Origin of the sequence: Clostridium sp. Marseille-Q5894, assembly GCF_946902305.1 — a bacterium.
In the GTDB taxonomy this organism is placed as follows: domain Bacteria; phylum Bacillota_I; class Bacilli_A; order Erysipelotrichales; family Coprobacillaceae; genus Thomasclavelia.
The window spans coordinates 153,351-180,197 of record NZ_CAMPPT010000008.1; the positions used below are offsets into that span (position 1 = coordinate 153,351).

Below are 26,847 nucleotides of genomic sequence, written 5' to 3' on the forward strand. Positions count from 1 at the left end.
ATTAAATTCTTAATTTTTTTATTATTGATTTGAAAATATAAGATATGATCTTTAATAAAATAGTTCTTATCAAACGATAAGAACTATTTTAATTCATCTTTAAGTTTTAATAAAGCTGCAAATGGTGAATCTTCAATATTTGTCTGTTGCTTTTTTTGCTGCTGTAGATATTTTTTTACATCATTTTTGCGTGCTGTCTGCTGCTTGTTTTCGCGCTCTTTTTTAAAGGCGTTCATATGTTGACGATAACCGCATGTTTTACAAACAAACAGCTGCTTATCACCTTTACCAACTAGTTCAAGTTTTTTATGACAGTTTGGACATCTAGCGTTAGTAATAATTGAAAGAGTTTCACGATGTTTACAATCAGGGTTTGAACATACTAACATTTTTCCTTTTTTACCATTTACTTCAAGCATTAGTTCGCCGCATTCAGGGCATTTTTTAGAGGTTAGATTGTCATGTTTGAACTTAGCTTCGCTGGCACTGATTTCTGTAATTAAATCTTGAGTATATGTTTTGATTTCATTAATAAATACATTTGATTTCTGCTTGTTTTTAGCGATTTTTGCTAGTTCCATTTCCCATTTAGCAGTTAATTCTGGCTCTTTTAAATCTTGGGGTACTAGTTGTAATAGTTGTCTGCCTTTTCCAGTGACTCTAATATCATTGCCATGTTTTTCAATTAAGAAAGTATTGAAAAGTTTTTCGATGATATCAGCTCTTGTTGCAACAGTCCCTAAACCACCCGTGTTTTTTAATGTAGTATTAATTTGTTTTGAGGAACTGTTTGTAAATTGAATCGGATTTTCCATTGCTGATAATAATGTTGCTTCATTAAAATATGCTGGTGGTGTTGTTTGACCAGTAGTTTTAGTAAGCTCATTTACAGTTAAAGTTTGATTTAGTTTTAATGATGGTAGTGATTGATCATCGCTATCTTCATCTTCGATTTGACCATAAACTTCTTTCCAACCGATCTGTTTTTCAATTTTCCCTCTGGCGATGAATCTTTCTTGATTGATAGAAGCTTTAATAACTGTTTGTTCATAAAGATATGGTGGAAGTAAAACAGCTAAAAAACGTTTTAAAACTAGTTCATAAATTTTTAATTCTTTATCGGTAAATGATCCTAGCATAGCTGGCTGTTCTGTAGGAATAATAGCGTGATGATCACTTACTTTGCTGTTATTTACAAAATGAGCTTGTTTTTTTATTGGGTTAGCTAAAATTTTGTTGATTATGTGATCATAATACCCACCCCGACTAGCTTCAAGACGCTCTTTTAAAGTTGGAACAATATCATCTGTTAAATAACGTGAATCAGTTCGGGGATAAGTTAAAACTTTATGGTATTCATAGAGATCTTGCATGATCGATAATGTTTCTTTAGCTGAAAAGCCATAAAGTTTATTAGCGTCTCTTTGTAATTCGGTTAAATCATATAATTGGGGAGCATATTTCTTTTTTGTTGTTTTATTGATTTCATTGATTTTTAAAGGCTGTTTGGAAAGATTATCAATTATTTGATCGATCTTCTCTTCGTTATAAAGATAAGTTTCATTTTTGTTTGAGTGCCAGGACCAGTTGATATTACCAGTTGCTGCTTTTATGCCATAAAAATTACGAGGAACGAAATTCCTGATTTCTTCTTCTCTTTTAGCAATCATAGCCAAGGTTGGAGTTTGAACACGTCCACAGGCTAATTGAGCATTATATTTGCAAGTTAAGGCTCGAGTAGCATTGATGCCTACTAACCAGTCAGCAATACTGCGGCTATATGCACTATGATATAAAGCATCATAATCATGAGCATTTTTAAGATTTTTAAAACCTTCTTTAATAGCTTTGTCAGTTACCGAAGAAATCCATAGTCGCTGCATTGGCTTTTTAATATGAGCTTTATTGATGATCCAGCGAGCTACTAATTCACCTTCTCTTCCAGCATCAGTTGCAATAACGATGTTATTGACATCATTACGATTCATTAGATTTTTAACTGCATTGTATTGCTTTGTTGTTTGTTTAATGACTACAAGCTGCATTTTTGAAGGGATTATTGGTAAATCATTAATATCCCATTTTTGATAATGTTTATCATATTTTTCAGGGTCGGCTAAAGTGACAAGATGTCCTAAAGCCCAAGTTACAATATATTTGTTACCTTCCAAGCCACCATTGACATTTTTATTGCAATTAAAAACACGTGCAATATCACGTCCTACTGATGGCTTTTCAGCTAAAATTAATGTTTTTGCCATTTTATTACCTCATTTCTTATTTATTTTATCATATCATCTAGTATCATGTACATGACTATTTAAAAATGATACCGCTATCTTTTTTTGCTTGATAAAATCAAAGATATTTTAATTCTAATAAAATATCTGCGTATAATCAACAAAAAAATTGCTCAGGATATTTAAAGAAAAAAAATTAAGTAAAAATAGTTTTCATTGTAAATAAACTGAAAATATTATACAATACTATTGTGCCTTTGGCGCAATGAATACATATATTCATAAAAATAAACTACATAGAAGAAAATGGAGGGCAAATAATGTCAGGAATTAATGCCGTTTCTATTTTAACCTATGTTCTAGCTGTAGCTTTAGGTTTTTTTATTGACTATTTCATTAACAAACTAAAAATTTCTAAAGCAAACGTAAGTGCTGCAAAAATTATAGATGAAGCAACTGTTAAAGCAGATAATCTTGTTAAAGAAGCGATTTTAGATGCTAAGACAGAAGCTTATGAGTTAAAACTACTTGCTGAAAAAGAAGCAAAGCAACAAAGACAAGAGATTAATGAACTTGAAAATAAACTTTTACAAAGGGAACAGACAATTGATCGAAGAGATATTGCTATTCAGGGAAGAGAAGATGTTTTAGCGCAAAAAGTAGTACAATTAGACGAAAGAGAAGCCAGACTAGGGAAACTAGAAGCTGAATTAAAAGAAAAAATTGATGCCAAAGTTGGCGAATTAGAGAAAATTGCTGCGATGTCAGCAAATGAAGCTAAGCAAGAATTGTTCAAACAAGTTGAACAACAAACTGCTACAGAAATGACAGCCTATATTAAAGAGCAGGAAGAGGAAGCAAAGTCTAAAGCCAGTATGCTTTCTCGTGATATAATTGCAAATGCAATTAATCGTTATGCTCAAGAAGAAACAGTAGAAAGAACAGTTTCGGTAGTTGCTTTACCAAGTGAAGAGATGAAGGGAAGAATCATTGGACGCGAAGGCCGGAATATTAAAGCAATCGAACAAACTACGGGAGTAGATTTAATCATTGATGATACTCCGGAAGCGATTACAATTTCATGTTTTGATCCTGTTCGTCGTGAAATTGCAAGATTATCATTAGAAACGTTGATTCGTGATGGACGAATTCAGCCAGGAAGAATTGAAGAAGTTGTTCAAAAAACAAAAAATGAACTAAATGAAGTAATTAGAAAAACTGGTGAGGATGCAATATTTGAATTGGGTATTTCTAGAATTGATAAAGATATCGTGATGATGTTAGGAAAACTTAAATATCGTACTAGTTACGGTCAAAACGCTTTACAGCATTCTTTAGAAGTAGCTCATTTGGCTGGAATCATGGCAGCTGAATTAGGATTGAACCAGCAATTAGCACGACGTGCTGGGTTATTACATGATTTAGGAAAAGCAATCGATCATGAAATGCAGGGAAGCCATGTTGAATTAGGTGCTAAATATGCTAAAAAACACGGAGAACATCCAGTAGTTGTAAATGCAATCGAGTCACATCATGGTGATGTTCCGGCAACTAGTGTTATTTCAATTTTGGTAGCTGCTGCTGATACTTTAAGTGCGGCTCGCCCAGGAAGTCGCAGTGAAACGATTGAAAATTATATTCAACGTTTAGAAAAACTTGAAGAAATGGCAAAAAGTTTTGATGGCGTTGATCGTGTGTTTGCAATTCAAGCAGGACGTGAAATTCGAATTGTTGTTAAACCGGATAAAGTCGATGATTTAATGTCTCATAAAATTGCTCGAGATATTAAAACTAAGATTGAAGAAGAACTTACATATCCAGGGCATATCAAAGTTACAGTGATTCGTGAGGTACGAGCTAGTGAAGTAGCTAAATAAATAGGATAGGCTTAGCCTATCCTTTTATATGAAAGGGAATGAAAATGAAAATATTATTTATTGGAGATATATTTGGTGAAATTGGTCGAGAGATGGTAGCTGATTATTTGCATCGACTAGTTAAAGATCATCAGATTGATTTTGTTATTGCTAATGTTGAAAATACCAGTCATGGAAAAGGGTTGTTAAAGAGACATTATGATGAATTGTTGTTTCAAGGGATCCAGGCAATGACGATGGGAAATCATACTTTTGATAAAAAAGAATTATATGATTATATTGATGAAGCAGATAAATTAATTGTCCCAGTTAATCAGCCTAAAGTGTTGCCAGGAGTTAAATCACGGGTATTTGATGTTTTAAATAAAAAGATACGGGTGACCAATGTTTTAGGGTCGGCTTTTATGGATAATCGTAATAGTAATCCTTTTGAAGTTATTGATGATTATTTAGGGTTATCTCAAGATATTCATATTATTGATTTTCATGGAGAAACAACAAGCGAAAAGATAGCTTTTGCTCATTATGTTAAAGATCGAGTTAATGGTGCTGTTCTAGGTACTCATACCCATGTACAGACAGCTGATGAAAAAATAATTGATGGGAAGTTGGCTTTTATTAGTGATGTAGGGATGACAGGACCTTATATGAGTGCGATTGGCTGTGACTTAGATGCTATTGTAACAAGATTACGAGGTTTTGGAGCACCTTTTATGGTAGCGAAAAGTACGGGGCAATTATCAGGGGTAATTTTAACTTTTGAGAAAAATGTGCCAGTAAAAATCGAAAGAATATTAATTAATCAAGATCATCCTTATATTTAGGTATAATTTCTTTGGGTTTTCATATAGTTGATTAGGAGGCAAAAATATGGAAACAATCAAAGTATCATCATCGTCTAGCCCTAATAGTGTTGCTGGGGCTATTGCTAGTATGATTAGAAATGAATCTAAATTGCAGATTCAAGTTATTGGTGCGGCAGCTTTGAATCAAGCGATAAAAGCGGTAGCTATTGCCAGGGGATATATTATTCCTACAGGAAATGAAATCGTTTGTATTCCTTCATTTCATGATTTGATCGTTGAGGATAAGGAAATTACAGCGATTAGATTGTTATTGGAATTAAAGTGATTTATTAGCTGCAAATTTGTTAAAAATAAGAAATAATGCTGAAATTAAGGTCAAAATAATTTATTTATAAGACCGTTTTGAGTTTAGCTGAATGGATTTTTAGATAATAAGGACATTCAGTCCTTATTTTTTTGTGGAAATGTTGATAATTTATGTATATAATATGTTAGAAAAGTGGTGAACAAATGAAAGATTATAGTAGTTATTTTAAAAAACCTTCATTAAATGAAGCAAAAAGAAGAAGTCGTGATCAAGTAAGGCGATATGATGATGCTTACCATGTTCCCTTAGATATGGTTAAAGCTGGTATTGGTAAAAAATATTATATTCAAACATATGGTTGCCAAGCCAATGAAAGAGATAGTGAAACATTATCGGGTATTTTAGAAAGTATGTCATATCAGCCAACAACAGAAATCAAAGAGGCTGATGTAATTATTTTAAATACTTGTGCAATTAGAGAAAATGCTGAAGAGAAAGTATTTGGTAAAGTTGGATATGTGAAAAATTTGAAAAAAACTAATCCAGATTTAATTTTTGCAATGTGCGGTTGTATGGCGCAAGAAGAAGTTGTTGTTAATCGGATTTTAGAAAAACATCCTCATGTTGATTTGATTTTTGGAACACATAATATCCATCGTTTACCAGAATTATTAAAAGAGGCGCTTTATAGTAAGGAAATGGTTGTTGAAGTCTGGTCTAAAGAAGGCGATGTAATTGAAAATGCTCCAGTTCGTCGTGAAAAAAAATACAAAGCATGGGTAAATATTATGTATGGCTGCAATAAGTTTTGTACATACTGTATTGTCCCTTATACTCGGGGTAAAGAGCGTTCGCGTTTAGCGAAAGATATTATCAAAGAAGTAGAAGGGTTGGTTGCTGATGGTTATCAGGAAATTACTCTTTTAGGACAAAATGTTAATAGCTATGGTAAAGATCTAGGTGATGATTATAGCTTTTCAAATTTACTCGAAGATGTGGCTAAAACGAAAATCCCAAGAATCCGTTTTACGACAAGTCATCCTTGGGATTTTAGTGAAGAGATGATCAAAATCATTGCTAAATATGATAATATTATGCCGGCGATTCATTTACCGGTACAATCAGGTAACAATGAGGTGCTAAAATTAATGGGTCGTCGTTATAGTCGTGAGCAATATCTTGAGTTATTCCATAAAATTAAAGAATACATACCAGATTGCACAGTTACAACGGATATTATTGTGGGATTTCCAAATGAAACTCATGAACAATATTTAGATACTTTATCATTATATCAAGAATGTGAATATGATTTAGCTTATACGTTTGTTTATTCTCCGCGAGCTGGAACCCCAGCAGCTAAAATGGTTGATAATGTATCAAGTGAAGAAAAAGATCAGCGTTTATATAAATTAAATGAAATCGTCAATGAAAAAGCATATAAACAAAACCAGCGGTTTTTAAATGAAATTGTTGAAGTGTTAGTTGAAGGAACTTCGAAAAAAGATGATTCAATGTTGACAGGATATACAAGACATCAAAAGCTGGTTAATTTTAAGGGTGATTCAAAAGATATTGGAAAGATCATTAAAGTAAAGATTACTGAAGCTAAAACATGGGCATTAAAGGGTGAAGCGGTTGAATAGTTTTGATTATGCTAAAGAGTTAAATGATTATTTATTAAATCTTGAAGTAATCAAAGAATATCAAAAATATGAACGATTGATCGATCAAGATAATGAAATTAAAAAATTAGAAACAAAAATAAAAGCTTATCAAAAAAAAATCGTTAATCAAAAAGCTAATCAGGATGAAACAGTTATTAAAACAATTGATGAATATCAAAAGTTAAAAGCTGAGTTTGAAAATAATCCGATAGTTGTTAATTATCTTTATTTAAAAGAAGAAGTAAATGAGATTTTACAATTTATAAATAGTTACATAAATGGACAATTATTAAAATAAGGGTTGACTTAACTGTCAATCCTATTTATAATTTATGAAAATCAAACAGAAAAAATGAAGAAAAGGAGACGCAAAATGGCATATTTTTTTGATGAACCATCGCATACATTTAACGAATATCTTTTGGTACCAGGATATTCATCTACAGAGTGTCAAACTAAAAACGTTAGTTTAAAAACCCCTTTAGTTAAATTTAAAAAAGGTGAAGAACCAGCATTATCATTAAATATTCCTTTAGTTTCAGCAGTAATGCAGGCAGTATCTGATGATAGAATGGCAGTAGCCCTTGCAAGAGAAGGCGGGGTATCATTTATTTATGGATCACAAACTATCGAAGATCAAGCAGCTATGGTTAAACGCGCTAAAACTTATAAAGCAGGTTTTGTACCAAGTGATTCTAATTTGAGTGTTAGTGATACATTGGCTGATGTTATTGCTTTAAAAGAAAAAACTGGGCATTCAACGATGGCAGTAACAGAAGATGGTAGCGCTAATGGTAAATTATTAGGGATCGTAACAGGTAGAGATTACCGTGTTTCAAGAACTGGATTAAATACAAAAGTTACTGAATTTATGACACCGTTTGATAAATTGATCTGTGGTCATACGGGAATTACTTTAAAAGAAGCAAATGATCTTATTTGGGATAATAAGCTTAATGCTTTACCAATTATTGATGATGATCAAAAATTGGCATATTTTGTTTTTAGAAAAGACTATGAAACAAGAAAATCTAATCCCAATGAGTTATTAGATGATTCAAAACGCTATGTTGTTGGAGCGGGGATCAATACCCGTGATTTTGCTGAACGAGTACCAGCTTTAATAGAAGCGGGTGTAGACGTATTATGTATTGATTCATCTGAAGGATTTACAGAATGGCAAAAAATTACAATTGACTGGATCAGAGAGCATTATGGTGATAGTGTTAAAGTCGGTGCTGGAAATGTTGTTGATGCTGAAGGATTTAGATTCTTAGCTGAAGCTGGGGCTGATTTTGTTAAAGTTGGTATTGGTGGTGGATCTATCTGTATCACTCGTGAACAAAAAGGAATTGGACGTGGTCAGGCAACAGCAACGATTGAAGTAGCTAAAGCTCGTGATGAATATTTTGAAGAAACTGGAGTTTATGTGCCAATTTGTTCTGATGGTGGAATCGTTCACGATTATCATATGACACTAGCATTAGCAATGGGATCAGATTTTATTATGTTAGGTAGATATTTTTCAAGATTCGATGAATCACCAACTAATAAGGTAAGTATCAATGGTCAGTATATGAAAGAATACTGGGGTGAAGGTTCGGCTCGAGCTCGTAACTGGCAGCGTTATGATATGGGTGGTGATGCAAAACTTTCATTTGAAGAAGGTGTTGATTCATATGTACCATATGCTGGTAGCTTAAAAGATAATGTGGGATTAACTTTAAGTAAAATTAAATCAACAATGTGTAATTGTGGGGCTTTAACTATTTCTGAATTACAGAAAAAAGCTAAAATCACACTTGTATCTTCAACTAGTATTGTTGAAGGTGGTGCACATGATGTTATTTTGAAAGACTCATCATCAGGAAATGGACATCAAAATTAGAAGATACAGGTCATGTATCTTCTTTTATTATTGAGTTTTTTGTACATTTTTTTAGATTCTTGCATATATTAAAATAGGTGAGAACATGGCAAATAATATTCGTGAAATTATTACCCAGGCAGTTATTGCTAAAGGGAAAAAAAGAACTCTTAATAAATATCCGTTTGTAATTGAAAATTATGACAAAATTCTTGGATGCTGGATTGCGAATCATCGCTATAACGCTACCTTTAAAAAGGGGCAGCCGATCGTTTTAGGAACTTTCGATGTCCATTTATGGTATAGTTATAATGATGATAGCAACGTTTTGAAACAGACAGTAAGTTATATGAATGAATTGGATCTAGTTAAAAAAGAGAGTCGAAACTTTAATGAGAATGATGAATTAATGGTTGTTTGCAATCGCGAACCAAAATGTATCAGTGTAAATAAAACTGATGAATGTGTTTTGATCGAAATTGAAAAAGAAATTTCTCTAAGTGTGATTGGTAAAACAACAATGAAAGTAGAAACAAAGAATGAAAAAGAGTCATGGGATGAAATTGATAATATTACTGTTGATGAAAATTTTATTAAATGAAGGCGTAAGCCTTTTTTCTTTTGTAAAGAGTTGTGTTATAATGTGATAGTAATTTTTTAGAAGTGGAGTTAGTATATGAAACCTAAATATAGTCCAATGATGATGCAGTATTTATCGATAAAAGAAGAAAATCAAGATTCAATCGTAATGTTTAGATTAGGTGATTTTTATGAAATGTTTTTTGATGATGCCATTCTTGTTTCCAAAGAGCTGGAAATAGCATTGACAGGCAAGAATGCTGGTGTGGCAGAAAGAGTGCCGATGTGTGGAGTACCATATCATTCAGCTGCTAGTTATATTCAAAAGTTAGTTGATAATGGTCATCGGGTTGCAATCGTTGAGCAGTTAACGGAACCAGGCAAAAAAGGAATAGTCGAACGTGGCGTAGTTCAAATCATTACACCAGGAACAATATTTGATGAATCGTTGACAAATAATAGAAATAATTATATTGCCTCATTAGAAGAATTTGATTTTAATTATACATTAGCTTTTTGTGATATCTCTACCGGCGAATTTAGTGTTGTTAATATTGATAAAAAAGAAAAACTTTTATTAAATCAACTACAGTCAATGGCGGTTAAAGAAATAGTATGTTTGTCTAATCAAAGTTATGAATTTGATGATATTTTATTATCGCCATTTGATAATGATAAGTACAACGAAAAATATGATAAGATATTTAGTAAGATCAAAGATTTAAAACAGATAAAAACAGCATCTTTATTATTGAATTATTTATTAGATACGCAAAAAAGAGAATTAGAGCATCTTCAGGTAATTGAAGAAATCAATAATGATGATTTTTTAACAATGGATATGTATACCAAAAAAGCTTTAGAATTAACGATCAATACTAAAAATAATGATAAATATGGAAGTTTATATTGGTTGTTAGATCAGACAAAAACAGCAATGGGTTCAAGATTGTTGAAACAGTGGATCGAACGACCCCTAATTAATCAAGCACAAATCGAAGAACGTTTAGATATAGTCGAAATTTTTACTAAATACTTTATTCAAAGAGAAAGTGTTAAAGAAATTTTGAAAGATATTTATGATCTTGAAAGGCTGTCTTCACGAATTGCTTTTGGCAATATAAATGCTCGAGATTTAAAATGGATCAGCAGTTCTTTAAAGGTTTTACCAGAATTAAAAGCCCAATTAGTTTCTTTGGATGAACCATTACTTGATGAATTAGCCAACAAACTAGTTGATTTAAAGCATATAACAGAACTAATTGATAATGCTATCGTTGACAATCCGCCTTTAACAGTAAAAGAAGGTGGAATCATTAAAGATGGTTTTAATGAAGAATTAGATGAATTAAGATATATTCGTGATCATGGGAAGCAGTGGCTAGCAAACTTTGAACAAAAAGAGCGTGATAAAACGGGGATCAAGGGATTAAAAATTGGTTATAACCGAGTTTTTGGCTACTATATTGAAGTAACAAAAAGTTATTTATCATTAATAAAAGATGAGTTTAATTATACTCGTAAACAAAGTTTAGCTAATGCAGAACGATTTGTGACCCCTGAATTAAAAGAAATGGAATCGAAACTATTAAGCGCCCAAGATAAAATGGTCAAGCTTGAATATGTCTTGTTTACACAAATCAGAGATTATATCAAAAAAGATGTGCATATACTTCAAGATGTGGCAAAAGTCGTTGCTAAAGTCGATGTTTACCAATCAATGGCTGTGATTTCAAGTGAAAATAGCTATGTTCGGCCAATATTTAATCAAGAGAAGATTTTCAAAGTTGTTGATGGGCGTCATGGCGTTATTGAAAGAGTAATGGCTCAAGGAACTTATGTATCTAATGATGTTGAAATCGATCATGATCATCCGGTTTTATTGATTACTGGGCCTAATATGGGTGGTAAATCAACTTATATGCGCCAAATTGCACTAATTGCTTTAATGGCACAGATCGGTTGTTTTGTACCATGCAGCGAGGCTAATATCCCGATTTTTGATCAAATTTTTACGCGTATCGGGGCTAGTGATGATTTAATTTCGGGTCAGTCGACATTTATGGTAGAAATGCTTGAAGCTAATAATGCTTTACGTTATGCAACAGAAAATTCGTTGATTATTTTCGATGAAATTGGACGCGGGACAGCAACTTTTGATGGTATGGCTATTGCCCAGGCAATGATTGAATATATTGCTAGTTCGATTAAATGTATTACTTTATTTTCGACTCATTATCATGAATTAACATTTTTAGAAGAAAAAGATCTAGGAATCAAAAATGTTCATGCAAGTGCTTCGATAAAAAATGATGATCTAGTATTTTTATATCGCATCAAGCCGGGACGCTCAAATAAATCATATGGAATCAATGTTGCAAAACTAGCAAGATTACCAGATGTTATCTTAAATCGTGCCAATGTTTTATTAGAAGCTTTAGAAGAGAATAATATTGAACATCATTTAAGTGATGAAACCTTAAAAGAAGTACCAGTAGTTTCAACGAGTGTTATAGAAAAATATCTTGATGGTATTGATCCAATGACATTGTCGCCTTTGGATGCTTTATCGACATTGATAGAATTAAAGAAATTAAATGAAAGCAGGTGATATGTTTGCAAAAAATTAGACAGCTTGATGATGTTTTAGCCAATAAGATTGCAGCAGGTGAGGTAATTGAGCGACCTGCCAATGTTGTAAAAGAATTAGTTGAAAATAGCATTGATGCAAATAGTAGTAAAATAGATGTTATTATTGAAGAAGGCGGTTTGAATTTGATTCAGGTCATTGATAATGGTGAGGGAATGATCAAAGAAGATGCTTTATTATGTTTTAGTCGTCATGCGACAAGTAAAATCAAAGATGATCAGGATTTGTTTTGTATTCAAACTTTAGGCTTTCGTGGTGAAGCAATTCCTTCAATTGCGTCAATTAGCGACTTTGAATTAAAAACTAGTATTGGTGAAAAAGGAACAACGGTAAATTATCAATATGGTAAATATATTAAATGTGAGGATAGTGATTGTAAAAAAGGAACCAATATCAAAGTAAAAAAATTATTTCAAAATGTTCCCGCTCGGTTAAAGTATGTTAAGTCGATCAATGCTGAATTTGCCAATATTCAAACATATTTAGAGCGCTTATCACTCTCGCATCCCCAAATTGCCTTTTCATTAGTGCATAATGGAAGAATGATCTATAAAACTAATGGTAATGGTAATTTATTAGAAGTTATTTCTAATGTATATGGACTAAATGTGGCGAAAAATATGATTGCAGTTGATTTTGAAGATGATGAATTTCATGTTACCGGTTATATATCAAAGATAGATATTAATCGTGCCAGTAAAAATCATATCGTGACGATGGTCAATTCCCGAATCGTTAAAAATAAAATCACAGTAGACAGCATTAATAATGCTTATCGACGTTATCTTGCCGATAAACGTTTTCCGATTGCAATCGTTAATATTGAAATTGATCCTTTTTTAGTCGATGTCAATGTTCACCCATCTAAATTGGAAGTCCGTTTTTCCAAAGAGATGAAACTTAAAGAGTTAGTATACCAGGGAATTAGTGATGCCTTAGCTAAAATAAATTTGACATATGAAGCTCCAGTGTTGAATAAACCGAAATTTGTTCCTGATTTAACACAGGTAGAACTTGAATTAAGCTATGAAAATGATCCGCTCATAAATACTGAAAGAACTAATGTTGAGGATTCAAAAAAAACAGTTTATCAAGAACAAGTTTTTAACGATAGTAAAGAAGATTTAAAAATAGTTGCGGAAAAAAATGATGACTATATTATCCCTGATCAACAAATAATTGAAACTAAAGTCGAACCAAGAGAGAAACTGATGAAAAAGAAATTGTTTGTTAAAGGTCAGGTTCATGGAACTTATATTATTTGTGAAGATGAAACGGGAATGTATATTGTTGATCAACATGCTGGTCAAGAACGGATCAATTACGAATATTATTTAGAAAAATATCAAAATCTTGATTTATCGATGCGTGATTTGTTAGTGCCGATTACTTTAGAATATCCTTTAAGTGAATTTTTGATTATTGAAGAAAGAAAAGAAATGTTAGCACAGTTAGGAATTAATTTAGAGGTTTTTGGTAGTGGCAGTTATGTGATCAAACAATTACCATTATGGATGCAAAATATTGATGAGCATGTATTTATCGAAGATATGGTAACGCAGTTATTAAATGATAATAAAGTTGATGTAGTTAAATTACAAGATCATGCAATTGCAACATTAAGTTGTAAAGCATCATTAAAAGCCAATACCCATTTATCAAACGAAGGAATGCAAAATATAATTGATAATTTAATGCGTTGTGATAATCCCTATGTTTGTCCTCATGGCAGACCAACGATCATTTACTATTCTACATATGAAATTGAAAAATTATTTAAGCGGGTAGGATAATGGAAAAAGTAATCGTAATAGTTGGACCAACAGGGGTTGGTAAAACAAAAATGGGGGTAGCGCTTGCTAAATATTTTAATGGTGAAGTAATTAGTGGCGATTCAATGCAGATTTATAAAACGATGGATATTGGAACAGCAAAAGTAACAGTTGCTGAAATGGCAGGTGTTAAACATCATTTGATCAATATTAAAGAACCGACGGAAAGTTATAGTGTTAAGGATTTTCAAGATGAGGTTAGGCTAAAAATCAAAGAAATCAGCAGTCGTGGCAAATTACCAATTATTGTTGGGGGTACAGGGTTGTATATAAAAGCGGCTCTTTATGACTATGAATTTGGTGAAAGCCAAATGGATCATCAAGAGTATGTAAATAAATATCAGGATCATACTAATGAGCAATTATATGATTTATTACTTAAAATTGATGAAGCGAGTGCCAAAGAATTACATCCTAATAATCGTCAGCGGGTACTTCGGGCAATTGCAATATATGAAAGTACCGGAGTGAAAAAAAGCGAGACTTTAGCTAAACAAAATCATGAATTGATTTATGATGCTAGATTTATTGGTCTTACTTTAGAGCGAGATGTGTTATATGAGCGAATCAATCAGCGGGTAGATCTGATGATGGAACAAGGTTTATATCAGGAAATTGAAAAATTGATGAAAAAAAATTATTCTTCTTCTCTTCAGAGTATGAAAGCAATCGGTTATAAAGAATGGTTTGCATATTTTCAAGGAAATCAAAGTCTTGAAGAAACTTTAGAGTTGATCAAAAAAAATTCTCGTAATTATGCTAAAAGACAATATACATGGTTTAATAATCAATTACCTGTTGAATGGTTTAAAGTTAATTTGAATGATTTTGATGAAACAATTAGTATGGTAATTGATGATTTAATTAACAATGAATAGTATAAAAAACATCAAGAGAAATCTGATTTCTATCCTTGATGTTTTTGTTTGATGAAATAGTTTTGAAAGTTACTAAAAAAGCTGTTTATTTTATTGTTATGAGCTATAGTGATTGAAAGTATTATTATTATTAAGAAAAAATTTCTTGATTTATCCAACATAAGTATAATTTAATTTTTCTCTAAGTTTATAAAAGATAGTGAAAAATATAAAAATCACTTATTTTTTTGCTGATTTAATTTTTTTATATTACTAGTACGTCCATGTTTTAAGATTCGCCGATAATTTTCTGCTAATGCTTTTTCATAATTACTTGTCATCCAGGGAATATAAAATTGCATGTTACCTAATTCTTGAGGAAGATATTGAATATATTCCCATAATTCAGGTCGATTATAATCATATTTTTCATCATCTGTCAAACCAATAGGAGTCAAGCGCAGATAATCAGGTGTTTTGAATGAATGCTCATTTAAAGATGCCATAGCTCGATCAATGGCATTTTCACTTGATTTAGATTTAGGTGATAAACAAAGATCAATGATTGCACTGGCAATTGGAATTCTTGCTTCAGGAAAACCAATTGTTTTTGCTGCCTGTAAAGCGATAACTGTTCGCATACAGGCATTAGGATTAGCTAAACCAATATCTTCATAAGCGGTTGTAATTAAACGCCTTTCTAATGATTCAATATCGTTAGATTCGATTAGTTTTGCAAAATAATACATAGCCCCATTGGGATCGCTGCCACGAATTGATTTTTGTAAACCACTTAAAGTATCATAATAATTATCTTCGTCTTTATCATAGATAACATTAGTTTTAATAGCAGCGGTTTTTAGATCATTCATAGTAATATGGTTTTTTTCACAAACAATAGAACAAATTTCTAAACAGTTGTAGCCGTAACGAATATCTCCGCTACTTAATTTAGCGATACTATATAAAGCTTCGTCTTCAATTGTATATTCGTTATTTAATCCATCGGGTGAGATCATCGCCTTATTTAAACCATCGATGATTTCAGCAGTTGTCAATGGTTTGACTTCAAGGATATGACAGCGTGAACGAATTGCTGGATTAATTGAATGAAAAGGATTAGCGGTCGTACATCCAGCAATTATTAATAAACCACTTTCCATACGAGAAAGAAGATCATCCTGACGGGCTTTATTTAGACGATGAACTTCATCAATAATAACAAAAAGACCATTGCTTAGTTTGGCTTCTTCAATAATAGCATCCATTTCCTTTTTATTTCCCGTTGAAGCATTAAAGATTCGATATGGTATGTTAAGATCATTAGCTAAAGCCATAGCAATAGTTGTCTTGCCACAGCCGGGATTACCATATAAAATGATTGAAAAAGGATGATTTTTAGTTACAAATTTAGTTAAAATAGCTTTTGGACCGATTAAGTGTTGTTGACCAATGATATCACATAAATTTTTAGGGCGCATTCTATTTGCAAGTGTTGATGACATATTAACTTCCTTTCGTTTTTAAAATCAGTTATAATGATTATAACATTTTTAGATAGTGAAAGATAGGTGATTTAAAATGAGATTAGTTATCCAAAAAGTAAGTCAAAGTAGTGTTAAAATTGATGGTAAGATAGTTGGAGCAATTGAAAAAGGCTATATGGTTTTAGTAGGAATTACAAATGGTGATGATGAAACGCTAGTTGAAAAGATGGTTGATAAATTAGTAAATTTAAGAATTTTTGAAGATGAAAATGATAAATTGAATTTATCACTATTAGATGTAAACGGCAGTATCTTGTCGATTTCACAATTTACTCTATATGCAAATTGTAAAAAAGGAAGAAGACCAAGTTTCATAGATGCAGCTAAGCCAGATGTATCAAGTCCTTTATATGATTATTTTAATAAAATGTTGGAAAAAAAAGGAGTTAAAGTAGAACGAGGAGTTTTTGGGGCGATGATGGAAGTATCACTAATAAATGATGGGCCTGTAACGATTATCTTGGATAGCAAAGAAATTTTTTAATGATGGACTATGTTCATCATTTTTGTTTAAAATGGCAATAAAAAAAAGAAAAAAGAGGAAAAAAGGTATTTACAAAGAGGGAGAGATATGGTAAATTAAGGAGGCACTCAAGAGAAGGGATAAAGTAACCCGAAGAAAAAGAAAAAAAAGTAAAAAAAAGATTGACTAAAAAGAGAAAAGAGTGTAAGATAATCGAGTCGGCGAAAGAAGCCGGAGAGATCATTGAAAACTAAACAGAATTAAGAAACACACGTCAAAGAAGGATCCGGAAACGGATAGAAGAGAAAAAGAAGAGCTAAACAAACGAAAGATTGTAAAGATAAAGAGACAATGGAGAGTTTGATCCTGGCTCAGGATGAACGCTGGCGGCGTGCCTAATACATGCAAGTCGAACGCGGGCAGCAATGCCCGAGTGGCGAACGGGTGAGTAATACATAAGTAACCTGCCCTTTACAGGGGGATAACTATTGGAAACGATAGCTAAGACCGCATAGGTAAAGATACCGCATGGTAAGTTTATTAAAAGTGCCAAGGCACTGGTAGAGGATGGACTTATGGCGCATTAGCTAGTTGGTGAGGTAACGGCTCACCAAGGCGACGATGCGTAGCCGACCTGAGAGGGTGACCGGCCACACTGGGACTGAGACACGGCCCAGACTCCTACGGGAGGCAGCAGTAGGGAATTTTCGGCAATGGGGGGAACCCTGACCGAGCAACGCCGCGTGAAGGAGGAAGGTCTTCGGACTGTAAACTTCTGTTATAAAGGAAGAAAGGCGGATACAGGGAATGGTATCCGAGTGACGGTACTTTATGAGGAAGCCACGGCTAACTACGTGCCAGCAGCCGCGGTAATACGTAGGTGGCAAGCGTTATCCGGAATTATTGGGCGTAAAGAGGGAGCAGGCGGCAGCAAGGGTCTGTGGTGAAAGACTGAAGCTTAACTTCAGTAAGCCATAGAAACCGGGCAGCTAGAGTGCAGGAGAGGATCGTGGAATTCCATGTGTAGCGGTGAAATGCGTAGATATATGGAGGAACACCAGTGGCGAAGGCGACGATCTGGCCTGCAACTGACGCTCAGTCCCGAAAGCGTGGGGAGCAAATAGGATTAGATACCCTAGTAGTCCACGCCGTAAACGATGAGTACTAAGTGTTGGGAGTCAAATCTCAGTGCTGCAGTTAACGCAGTAAGTACTCCGCCTGAGTAGTACGTTCGCAAGAATGAAACTCAAAGGAATTGACGGGGGCCCGCACAAGCGGTGGAGCATGTGGTTTAATTCGAAGCAACGCGAAGAACCTTACCAGGTCTTGACATACTCATAAAGGCTCCAGAGATGGAGAGATAGATATATGGGATACAGGTGGTGCATGGTTGTCGTCAGCTCGTGTCGTGAGATGTTGGGTTAAGTCCCGCAACGAGCGCAACCCTTATCGTTAGTTACCATCATTAAGTTGGGGACTCTAGCGAGACTGCCAGTGACAAGCTGGAGGAAGGCGGGGATGACGTCAAATCATCATGCCCCTTATGACCTGGGCTACACACGTGCTACAATGGATGGAGCAGAGGGAAGCGAAGCCGCGAGGTGGAGCGAAACCCAGAAAACCATTCTCAGTTCGGATTGTAGTCTGCAACTCGACTACATGAAGTTGGAATCGCTAGTAATCGCGAATCAGCATGTCGCGGTGAATACGTTCTCGGGCCTTGTACACACCGCCCGTCACACCATGAGAGTTGATAACACCCGAAGCCGGTGGCCTAACCGCAAGGAGGGAGCTGTCTAAGGTGGGATTGATGATTGGGGTGAAGTCGTAACAAGGTATCCCTACGGGAACGTGGGGATGGATCACCTCCTTTCTAAGGAGAAAGAAGAGAAGTGAAGTTTCATTAATACTGTTTAGTTTTGAGTGATGCTCAGGAGGAGTATTGCTTAAAAGAGATCATTGAAAACTGGATAATAGAAGAAATTTGCGATAGAAAAGAAGAGATCGAGATAAGAAGATTATTGAGGTCTTTCTAGAGAAGTCGAAAACTAAGAAAAGAATCACTGAAGAGACGAAAGTAAATAGTAAAGTGATCAAGAACACCAATAGGTAAAGTAAGAAAGAGCGTATGGCGGATGCCTAGGCACAGAGAGGCGAAGAAGGACGCAGCAAACAGCGAAATGCGACGGTAAGCAGTAAGCATGCGAAGAGCCGTCGATATCCGAATGGGGGAACCCACCCGGAGTAGAGACCGGGTATCCTGAAGTGAAAAAATAGCTTCAGAGAGGCGAGACTCAGGGAACTGAAACATCTAAGTACCTGAAGGAAGAGAAAATAAAGAAATGATTCCCTAAGTAGTGGCGAGCGAAAGGGGAGGAGCCCAAACCGATCCAAGGATCGGGGTTGAAGGACTGTCGAGAAAGAGCAAGAAGACATTATAGACGAACGGAATGGGAAGTCCGGCGAAACAGGGTGAGAGCCCCGTAGTCGAAATAGTGAGGAAGCTTGAGACAGCACCTGAGTACGGCGGGACACGAGGAATCCTGTCGGAATCAGCCAGGACCATCTGGCAAGGCTAAATACTACTCTGTGACCGATAGTGAACCAGTACCGTGAGGGAAAGGTGAAAAGAACCCCGGGAGGGGAGTGAAAGAGAACCTGAAACCATATGCTTACAAGAAGTTAGAGCCCGTTAAAGGGTGATAGCGTGCCTTTTGTAGAATGAACCGGCGAGTTACGATATGGAGCGAGGTTAAGCAGGATATGCGGAGCCGAAGCGAAAGCGAGTCTTAAGAGGGCGAAAGTTGCATGTCGTAGACCCGAAACCGAGTGATCTAGCCATGACCAGGTTGAAGTTGGGGTAGAACCCGATGGAGGACCGAACCGACCCCCGTTGAAACGTTGGCGGATGAGTTGTGGCTAGGGGTGAAATTCCAATCGAACTCGGAGATAGCTGGTTCTCCCCGAAATAGCTTTAGGGCTAGCGTCGAGAGAGAGGTCAAGTGAAGGTAGAGCACTGAATATGTGATGGCCCCATCCCGGGGTACTGAATATAATCAAACTCCGAATGTCACAGAGACAGGCTCGGCAGTCAGACAGCGGGTGATAAGGTCCACTGTCAAAAGGGAAACAGCCCAGACCATCAGCTAAGGTCCCAAAATATATACTAAGTGGAAAAGGATGTGGAGATGTCCAGACAACTAGGAGGTTGGCTCAGAAGCAGCCATCCTTTAAAGAGTGCGTAACAGCTCACTAGTCGAATGACTCTGCGCCGATAATTTACCGGGGCTAAGTATATTACCGAAGCTATGGATTTACAGAGATGTAAGTGGTAGGGGAGCGTTCTATAGGCGGAGAAGCTGTACCGGAAGGAGCAGTGGAGCGTATAGAAGAGAGAATGCCGGTGTGAGTAGCGGAACGCGGGTGAGAATCCCGCGCACCGAAAACCCAAGGTTTCCAGAGGAAGGTTCGTCCGCTCTGGGTAAGTCGGGACCTAAGGCGAGGCCGAGAGGCGTAGTCGATGGACAACAGGTAGAGATTCCTGTACTTACGGTATGAATGAAGGAGTGACGGAGCAGGCTAGCGCATCCTGGAGCTGGAAAAGCAGGTGCAAGCGAGGTAGCTGACAGCCAGGCAAATCCGGTTGTCGAAAGGCGAAGGCGTGAAGCGGATGGAAAGCTAAGGCGAGTACAGAAGAGCGTGAAGCAAGCTTCCAAGAAAAGCTTCTAGTGCTAATCATACAGTAACCCGTACCGAAAATGGACACACATGGGTGAGGAGAGAATCCTAAGGTGAGCGAGAGAACTATAGCTAAGGAACTCTGCAAAATGACTCCGTAACTTAGGGAGAAGGAGTGCTCATAGAGATATGAGCCGCAGTGAAACGGCCCAAGCGACTGTTTACCAAAAACACAGCTCTATGCTAAGTCGAAAGACGACGTATATGGGGTGACGCCTGCCCGGTGCTGGAAGGTTAAGAGGATGTGTCAGCGCAAGCGAAGCACTGAATTGAAGCCCCAGTAAACGGCGGCCGTAACTATAACGGTCCTAAGGTAGCGAAATTCCTTGTCAGGTAAGTTCTGACCCGCACGAAAGGCGTAACGATTTGGGCGCTGTCTCAGCTGTAGACTCGGTGAAGTCTTAGTACCTGTGAAGATGCAGGTTACCCGCGACTAGACGGAAAGACCCCATGGAGCTTTACTGCAGCTTGATATTGGACTTTGATGCAGGATGTACAGGATAGGTAGGAGACGAAGAGACATGCACGCCAGTGTGTGAGGAGTCGCTGTTGGGATACTACTCTTCGTGTATTGGAGTTCTAACCGGATGCCATAAACTGGTGACGGGACAGTGTCAGGTGGGCAGTTTGACTGGGGCGGTCGCCTCCCAAAGAGTAACGGAGGCGCCCAAAGATACCCTCAGCTTGGATGGAAATCAAGCGCAGAGTGCAAAGGCAAAAGGGTGTTTGACTGCGAGACCAACAAGTCGAGCAGGGACGAAAGTCGGGCTTAGTGATCCGGCGGTGCTGAATGGAAAGGCCGTCGCTCAACGGATAAAAGCTACCCTGGGGATAACAGGCTGATCTCCCCCAAGAGTTCACATCGACGGGGAGGTTTGGCACCTCGATGTCGGCTCATCGCATCCTGGAGCTGAAGTCGGTTCCAAGGGTTGGGCTGTTCGCCCATTAAAGCGGTACGCGAGCTGGGTTCAGAACGTCGTGAGACAGTTCGGTCCCTATCTGTCGTGGGCGTAGGAAGTTTGAGAAGATCTGTCCTCAGTACGAGAGGACCGGGATGGACATATCAATGGTGCACCAGTTGTCACGCCAGTGGCACAGCTGGGTAGCTAAATATGGAAGGGATAAACGCTGAAGGCATCTAAGTGTGAAACCCACTTCAAGATGAGACTTCCCAAAACGCAAGTGAGTAAGACCCCTTAAAGACGATAAGGTAGATAGGTCAGGAGTGTAAGCATGGCGACATGTTAAGCGGACTGATACTAATAGGTCGAGGACTTAACCTAAAGAGAAGGTTGGAGACGAGCAAATGGAAGGAACTATTATCCGGTTTTGAGTGATTCTCGAAAGGAATTGCTTAAAGAGAAGAGATCTGGTAGCGATAGCATGATGGACACACCTGTACCCATACCGAACACAGAAGTTAAGCATCATAACGGCGAAGATAGTACTGCGGTGCGAAAATAGCAAGCTGCCGGTTCTTTTTTTATTTTGGATACCTCGGGTATCCTTTTTTTGTTTATACATGGATACAAATGTTACTGGTTTTATTTTAAATTTAGAAAATTTCTTATTTATAGGTGAATTTTTGTTTATTTTACAAAAAAATACATTTTAATTGACATATTCTTAATTAATGGTATGATAGAATTATATTAATCTTAGAGGGGATGTACTTATGAAAAATAATTATTCAAGATTTAAAAAAATTGTTGCTACGTTATCTGTAGCAAGTATGTTAGTAGCATGCGGTGGCGGAGGGGGAAACTCTGCAACAAAAGTAAGTGAGGCAAAATTAGGATTTATTGGTCCTTTATCAGGTGATGCTTCACAATATGGGACAGCTGTAAAGAATGCTATTGAATTGGCTATTGATGAATACAACAGTGCTAATGATGCTAACGTATCTGCTGTTTATTTAGATGATAAAGCTGATGCAACTGAAGGAGTCAATGCTTATAACAAATTAGTAACTGAGGAAGGTGTCAATGCAATTATTGGTTCAGTAACTTCAGGATCTGCTTTGGCTGTAGTTGCTACTGCTGAAGCTGATGGAACACCAATTTTAACGCCATCAGGATCAGCAGATCAAATTACTATCAATGATAAAGGTGAAACATATGAAAACGTGTTTAGAATCTGTACTAACGATTCTTATGCAGGAACTTTCTTAGCAAAGAAATGTGGAACTGAATTTAATTATAAAAAAGTTGCTATTTTATCTAACAAAGATTCAGATTATTCAACTGGTTTAAGAGATGCGTTTGTTGAAGAAGCTAAAAATCAAAATGTTGAAATAGTATTTGATGAAACTTATACTAAAGATACTAAAGATTATTCAACATATATTTCTAAATTGAAAGGAAAAGAATTTGATACTGTATTTTTACCAGATTATTATGAACAAGTTGTAACAATCGTTCAACAATTCCGCGATGCTGGTATCAATAATCCATTACTTGGTGCTGATGGATGGGACGGAGTTCTAGGTGTTAAAGGTGTAAATGGAAATATATTTGATGGATGCTATTATACAAGTGGTTTTGACAAAGGATCTTCTGATGAAAATGTTCAAAAATTTGTTAAAGCTTATAAAGAAAAATATAAATCTGAACCAAATATGTTTGCAGCATTTGCTTATGATTCTGTTTTTGTAATGATGGAAGCAATGGAAAGAGCCGGAACTACAGAAGCTTCTAAAGTTAATGAAGAATTAGCTAAAACTGATTATAAGAATGGTGTTGCGGGAGCATTTAAATATGATGATAAACACAATCCAATTAAAGAGATGGTTATTGTTGGATTTGAAAATGGTCAGTATGTAACAAGTTCTCATTAATTTTAGATATTTAAAAGCAATTGGAGAAACTTTTTCTCCTATTGCTTTTTTAGAATAAAGAGGTGATAGAAATGGATTTTTTAGAACAAATAATTAACGGTCTTAGTACTGGAAGTATGTATGCTCTTGTAGCAGTTGGATATACAATGGTATATGGAATAGCTAAAATGATAAACTTTGCTCATGGTGAAATTATTATGGTTGGTGCTTATATAACATATGTATGTATGTCACTTTTGGGTTTACCGATGTTTATTGCGGTTGCTATATCTATTATCGGTTGTGCTGTTTTAGGGGTAGTAACTGAACGGGTTGCTTATCGTCCATTGCGTGGTGCGGGTTCTTTAACGGTATTGATTACTGCAATCGGGGTAAGTTATTTATTACAAAATGTTTTTTTAATTATTTTTGGATCTGCTTCTTTAACTTTTCCAAAAATTATTCCTTCTGGAACAATTAGTTTAGGTTCCATTACGATGTCTTATGTAACAATTGCAACTTTGATCATTACAGCAATTTCAACTGCTTTATTATTGTTTTTTGTCAATAAAACAAAATTAGGTAAAGCGATGCGTGCTGTAAGTGAGGATGGTAAAGCAGCACAGTTAATGGGAATAAATGTTGATACTACAATTGCTTTAACATTTGCTATTGGTTCAGCATTGGCTGCGATTGCTGGTGTTATCTATGGTACTAAGTTTTCATTGATTAATCCATATATAGGTGCAATGTTAGGAATCAAGGCTTTTATCGCTGCAGTACTTGGCGGTATTGGAAGTATTCAAGGTGCCATGGTTGGTGGAATTGTTATTGGTATTGCTGAATCGTTTACGATTACATATATTTCTTCAGCATTTTCTGATGCTGTTGTATTTGGAATTTTAATATTTATATTACTTGTTAAGCCTGCTGGTTTATTTGGAAGTAATGTAAGAGAGAAAGTGTAGGTGAATGATATGAATAAACAATTAAAAAATGTCGGAATATCATTTGTAATCACTATCTTATTATATTTTGCTATGACAGCTTTAATGTCGGCTGGTATAATTTCTAATTACTGGCTAGGAATTATAATGATTGCTGGTATTAATATTATTTTAGCTTCATCCTTGAATTTAGCTACAGGTTATTTAGGACAATTGACATTAGGACACGCTGGGTTTATGTCAGTTGGAGCCTATGTTTCAGCATTATGCAGTATTCATTTGGATATGCCTTTTATCGGTTCTTTATTGATTGGAGCAATTATAGCGACAATTATTGGAATCATTATTGGTATTCCTACTTTACGTTTGAAGGGTGATTATTTATGCATAATTACGCTTGCTTTTAATGAAATAATTAGAGTTATTATGGTTAATTTAAATATTACGAATGGATCAAAGGGATTAGTAGGAATTCCTCGAAATACTGATTTTACAATTGTATTCTTTTCAGCTGCAATTACAGTTTTTGTAATCTATTCAATTGTTAAGTCTCGCCATGGTCGTGCAATTGTATCTATTCGTGAAGATGAGACAGCTAGTGAATTAACAGGTATACCAACTACTTATTATAAAATTTTAGCTTTTGCGATCTCAGCCTTTTTTGCAGGATTAGCAGGAGGATTATATGCCCATTATATTTCTGTCATTTCACCAAAAGTTTTTGATTATAATAAATCAGTTGAAATTTTAGTCATTGTTGTTTTAGGTGGTATGGGAAATTGGAAGGGATCTATTATTGCTGCAATTGTGATGACTATTTTACCAGAATATCTTAGAGCCTTTTCACAGTATCGAATGTTATTGTATGCAATAGTATTGATAGCAGCGATGATTTTAAAAGAAAAAAATATTTTTAAGGTTTTGAAAAAACACATTCCTTTTCTAAAAGATAAGGAGGTGGCTTAAAATGGCATTATTGGAAGCTAAAGGTTTAGGGGTTAAATTCGGTGGTTTAAAAGCAGTAGACGAATTTAATTTTGAAATTGAGGAGAATCAATTATTTGGTTTGATTGGACCAAATGGTGCTGGTAAAACAACAGTCTTTAATTTACTTACTGGTGTATATCAGCCTACTAGTGGTGGAATTGTTTTTGCAGGGAAATCACTTAATAAATTATCGCCTACTAAAATAACGCAGTTAGGAATCGCACGTACTTTCCAAAATATTCGTTTATTTAAGGAAATGACTGTAATTGATAATGTAAAAGTTGGTTTACATCATTCTCAAAATTATTCATTAATGACTAGTATCTTACACTTGCCTAATTATTTTAAAGGTGAAGATACAATGACTAAAATGGCAATAGAATTATTAAAAGTATTCGATTTAGAAAAGTTTGCAGATGTAAAAGCTTGTAATTTGCCATATGGTAAACAAAGAAAACTGGAAATTGCCAGAGCATTAGCTACTTCACCTAAATTATTATTGTTAGATGAGCCGGCAGCAGGTATGAATCCTACGGAAACAGCAGAACTTATGGAAACAATTAAAATTGTTCGTGAAAGATTTCATGTTGCGATATTGTTGATTGAACATGATATGAAACTGGTTATGGGAATCTGTGATAAGATCGCAGTGTTGAATTTTGGAACGATTATTGCTTTTGGAACACCTGCAGAAATCAAGTCGAATCCAGATGTAATAGCGGCTTATTTAGGTAATGATGAGTAGGGGGGATAAAATGTTAAAAGTAGATAAATTAAATGTTCATTATGGAGTAATCAATGCAGTTAAAAATGTTTCATTTGAAGTTAATGAAGGTGAAATAGTAGCTTTGATTGGTGCTAATGGTGCAGGAAAAACATCGATTATGCATGCATTGAGCGGCTTATTAAAAGTAACTTCGGGTGATATAGTTTTTATGAATAAAAATATTACAAAAATACCTGCTCATAAAATTATTGCTAATGGCTTAGCACAAGTACCAGAAGGACGCCGTATTTTTGCCCAGTTATCAGTTGCTGATAATCTTGAAATGGGTGCATATCTTCGAACTGATAAAATAGGAATTAAAAGAGATTTAGAAAATATTTATAAAAGATTTCCACGTTTAGGAGAACGTAAAAGTCAATTGGCAGGCACTTTATCAGGTGGTGAGCAGCAAATGCTGGCAATGGGAAGAGCATTGATGTCTCGTCCTAAATTATTATTATTAGATGAACCATCTATGGGATTGTCACCTATCTTAGTCAATGAAATATTTGAAATTATTGAAGAAATCAATAAAGATGGGGTCACTATTTTCTTAGTTGAACAAAATGCTAACAAGGCTTTATCAATTGCTGATCGCGCATATGTTTTAGAGACTGGAAATATTACTATTTCGGGTGATGCTAATGATGTAGCAAATGATCCAAAAGTTCGAGAAGCCTATTTAGGATAAAAAGTTTGTAAAATAAAGATAATATATATAAACCAGAAGTCAGTAATTTGACTTCTGGTTTTTTAGTCCATAAATTTTAAATAAAAAAGGGGCTGTAACGAATGAATAGTTTTTGGCTATTCATTCGCTTTTTTTATGTCCCGTTTTTAATTTCTCCTCATTCATAACAAAAAAATATCCAAATATTTATTTACTTGGATACTTTCAGGTA

At 35.2% G+C, this 26,847-nt stretch carries 18 protein-coding genes and 3 rRNA genes; 19 read left to right on the forward strand and 2 right to left on the reverse strand.

Features of this window, described 5'->3' with window-relative positions; translation table 11 throughout:
- Positions 1-83 precede the first annotated feature (83 nt).
- Positions 84-2,261: a DNA topoisomerase III gene (locus OC535_RS12310; protein ID WP_227051910.1), complete on the reverse strand. Its 2,178-nt coding sequence runs from the start codon at positions 2,259-2,261 to the stop codon at positions 84-86.
- Positions 2,262-2,560: 299 nt separating this feature from the next.
- Between OC535_RS12310 and rny the strand changes: the two genes are divergently transcribed.
- The 10 genes from rny (at position 2,561) to miaA (ending at position 14,703) form a co-directional block, all read left to right on the forward strand.
- Positions 2,561-4,117: a ribonuclease Y gene (rny, locus tag OC535_RS12315; protein WP_024721441.1), complete on the forward strand. Its 1,557-nt coding sequence runs from the start codon at positions 2,561-2,563 to the stop codon at positions 4,115-4,117.
- A gap of 44 nt (positions 4,118-4,161) precedes the next feature.
- Complete coding sequence (locus OC535_RS12320; protein ID WP_024721440.1) at positions 4,162-4,941, forward strand: TIGR00282 family metallophosphoesterase; 780 nt, start codon at positions 4,162-4,164, stop codon at positions 4,939-4,941.
- Positions 4,942-4,987: 46 nt separating this feature from the next.
- A complete protein-coding gene (locus OC535_RS12325) occupies positions 4,988-5,248 on the forward strand; it encodes a stage V sporulation protein S (RefSeq protein ID WP_024721439.1) in 261 nt (86 codons plus the stop codon).
- 293 nt (positions 5,249-5,541) lie between these two features.
- Positions 5,542-6,876 carry a tRNA (N6-isopentenyl adenosine(37)-C2)-methylthiotransferase MiaB gene (gene miaB, locus OC535_RS12330; protein ID WP_498823956.1) on the forward strand — a complete coding sequence of 445 codons (1,335 nt, stop codon included), beginning with the start codon at positions 5,542-5,544 and terminating at the stop codon, positions 6,874-6,876.
- Positions 6,869-7,195 carry a YlbF/YmcA family competence regulator gene (locus tag OC535_RS12335; protein WP_034595443.1) on the forward strand — a complete coding sequence of 109 codons (327 nt, stop codon included), beginning with the start codon at positions 6,869-6,871 and terminating at the stop codon, positions 7,193-7,195. Before miaB ends, OC535_RS12335 begins: the two co-directional genes overlap by 8 nt.
- Positions 7,196-7,270: 75 nt before the next feature.
- A complete protein-coding gene (locus OC535_RS12340) occupies positions 7,271-8,785 on the forward strand; it encodes an IMP dehydrogenase (RefSeq protein ID WP_227051908.1) in 1,515 nt (504 codons plus the stop codon).
- Positions 8,786-8,870: 85 nt separating this feature from the next.
- Positions 8,871-9,365 carry an outer spore coat protein CotE gene (gene cotE / locus OC535_RS12345; RefSeq protein WP_024721436.1) on the forward strand — a complete coding sequence of 165 codons (495 nt, stop codon included), beginning with the start codon at positions 8,871-8,873 and terminating at the stop codon, positions 9,363-9,365.
- A gap of 75 nt (positions 9,366-9,440) precedes the next feature.
- A complete protein-coding gene (mutS, locus tag OC535_RS12350; protein WP_498823950.1) occupies positions 9,441-11,954 on the forward strand; it encodes a DNA mismatch repair protein MutS in 2,514 nt (837 codons plus the stop codon).
- 5 nt (positions 11,955-11,959) lie between these two features.
- Positions 11,960-13,786, forward strand: a complete 1,827-nt coding sequence (gene mutL / locus OC535_RS12355) for a DNA mismatch repair endonuclease MutL (protein ID WP_227051904.1) — start codon at positions 11,960-11,962, stop codon at positions 13,784-13,786.
- On the forward strand, positions 13,786-14,703 hold the full coding sequence (gene miaA, locus OC535_RS12360; RefSeq protein ID WP_498823951.1) for a tRNA (adenosine(37)-N6)-dimethylallyltransferase MiaA: 918 nt from the start codon (positions 13,786-13,788) through the stop codon (positions 14,701-14,703). Before mutL ends, miaA begins: the two co-directional genes overlap by 1 nt.
- 215 nt (positions 14,704-14,918) lie before the next feature.
- Here miaA and OC535_RS12365 read toward each other — a convergent pair whose 3' ends face one another.
- A complete protein-coding gene (locus tag OC535_RS12365) occupies positions 14,919-16,187 on the reverse strand; it encodes a replication-associated recombination protein A (RefSeq protein WP_498823952.1) in 1,269 nt (422 codons plus the stop codon).
- Between the two features lie 76 nt (positions 16,188-16,263).
- On the opposite strand from OC535_RS12365, the gene dtd reads away from it, so the two are divergent.
- The 9 genes from dtd to OC535_RS12410 all read left to right on the forward strand — a co-directional run bounded on the left by dtd (position 16,264) and on the right by OC535_RS12410 (position 26,636).
- On the forward strand, positions 16,264-16,713 hold the full coding sequence (gene dtd / locus OC535_RS12370; protein ID WP_024721431.1) for a D-aminoacyl-tRNA deacylase: 450 nt from the start codon (positions 16,264-16,266) through the stop codon (positions 16,711-16,713).
- 327 nt (positions 16,714-17,040) lie between these two features.
- A 16S ribosomal RNA gene (locus OC535_RS12375) occupies positions 17,041-18,565 on the forward strand.
- A gap of 235 nt (positions 18,566-18,800) precedes the next feature.
- Positions 18,801-21,713, forward strand: a 23S ribosomal RNA gene (locus OC535_RS12380).
- Positions 21,714-21,798: 85 nt separating this feature from the next.
- A 5S ribosomal RNA gene (rrf, locus tag OC535_RS12385) occupies positions 21,799-21,907 on the forward strand.
- Together the 16S, 23S and 5S rRNA genes form the textbook arrangement of a ribosomal RNA operon.
- A 198-nt stretch (positions 21,908-22,105) precedes the next feature.
- Positions 22,106-23,266 (forward strand): ABC transporter substrate-binding protein, encoded by a 1,161-nt coding sequence (locus OC535_RS12390; protein ID WP_024721430.1) that lies wholly within the window; start codon positions 22,106-22,108, stop codon positions 23,264-23,266.
- A gap of 71 nt (positions 23,267-23,337) precedes the next feature.
- Positions 23,338-24,213, forward strand: a complete 876-nt coding sequence (locus OC535_RS12395) for a branched-chain amino acid ABC transporter permease (protein ID WP_024721429.1) — start codon at positions 23,338-23,340, stop codon at positions 24,211-24,213.
- A gap of 9 nt (positions 24,214-24,222) precedes the next feature.
- Positions 24,223-25,158 carry a branched-chain amino acid ABC transporter permease gene (locus OC535_RS12400; protein WP_498823953.1) on the forward strand — a complete coding sequence of 312 codons (936 nt, stop codon included), beginning with the start codon at positions 24,223-24,225 and terminating at the stop codon, positions 25,156-25,158.
- A gap of 1 nt (position 25,159) precedes the next feature.
- Complete coding sequence (locus tag OC535_RS12405) at positions 25,160-25,924, forward strand: ABC transporter ATP-binding protein (protein WP_024721427.1); 765 nt, start codon at positions 25,160-25,162, stop codon at positions 25,922-25,924.
- 10 nt (positions 25,925-25,934) lie between these two features.
- Positions 25,935-26,636 (forward strand): ABC transporter ATP-binding protein, encoded by a 702-nt coding sequence (locus OC535_RS12410; protein WP_024721426.1) that lies wholly within the window; start codon positions 25,935-25,937, stop codon positions 26,634-26,636.
- Positions 26,637-26,847: the final 211 nt, after the last annotated feature.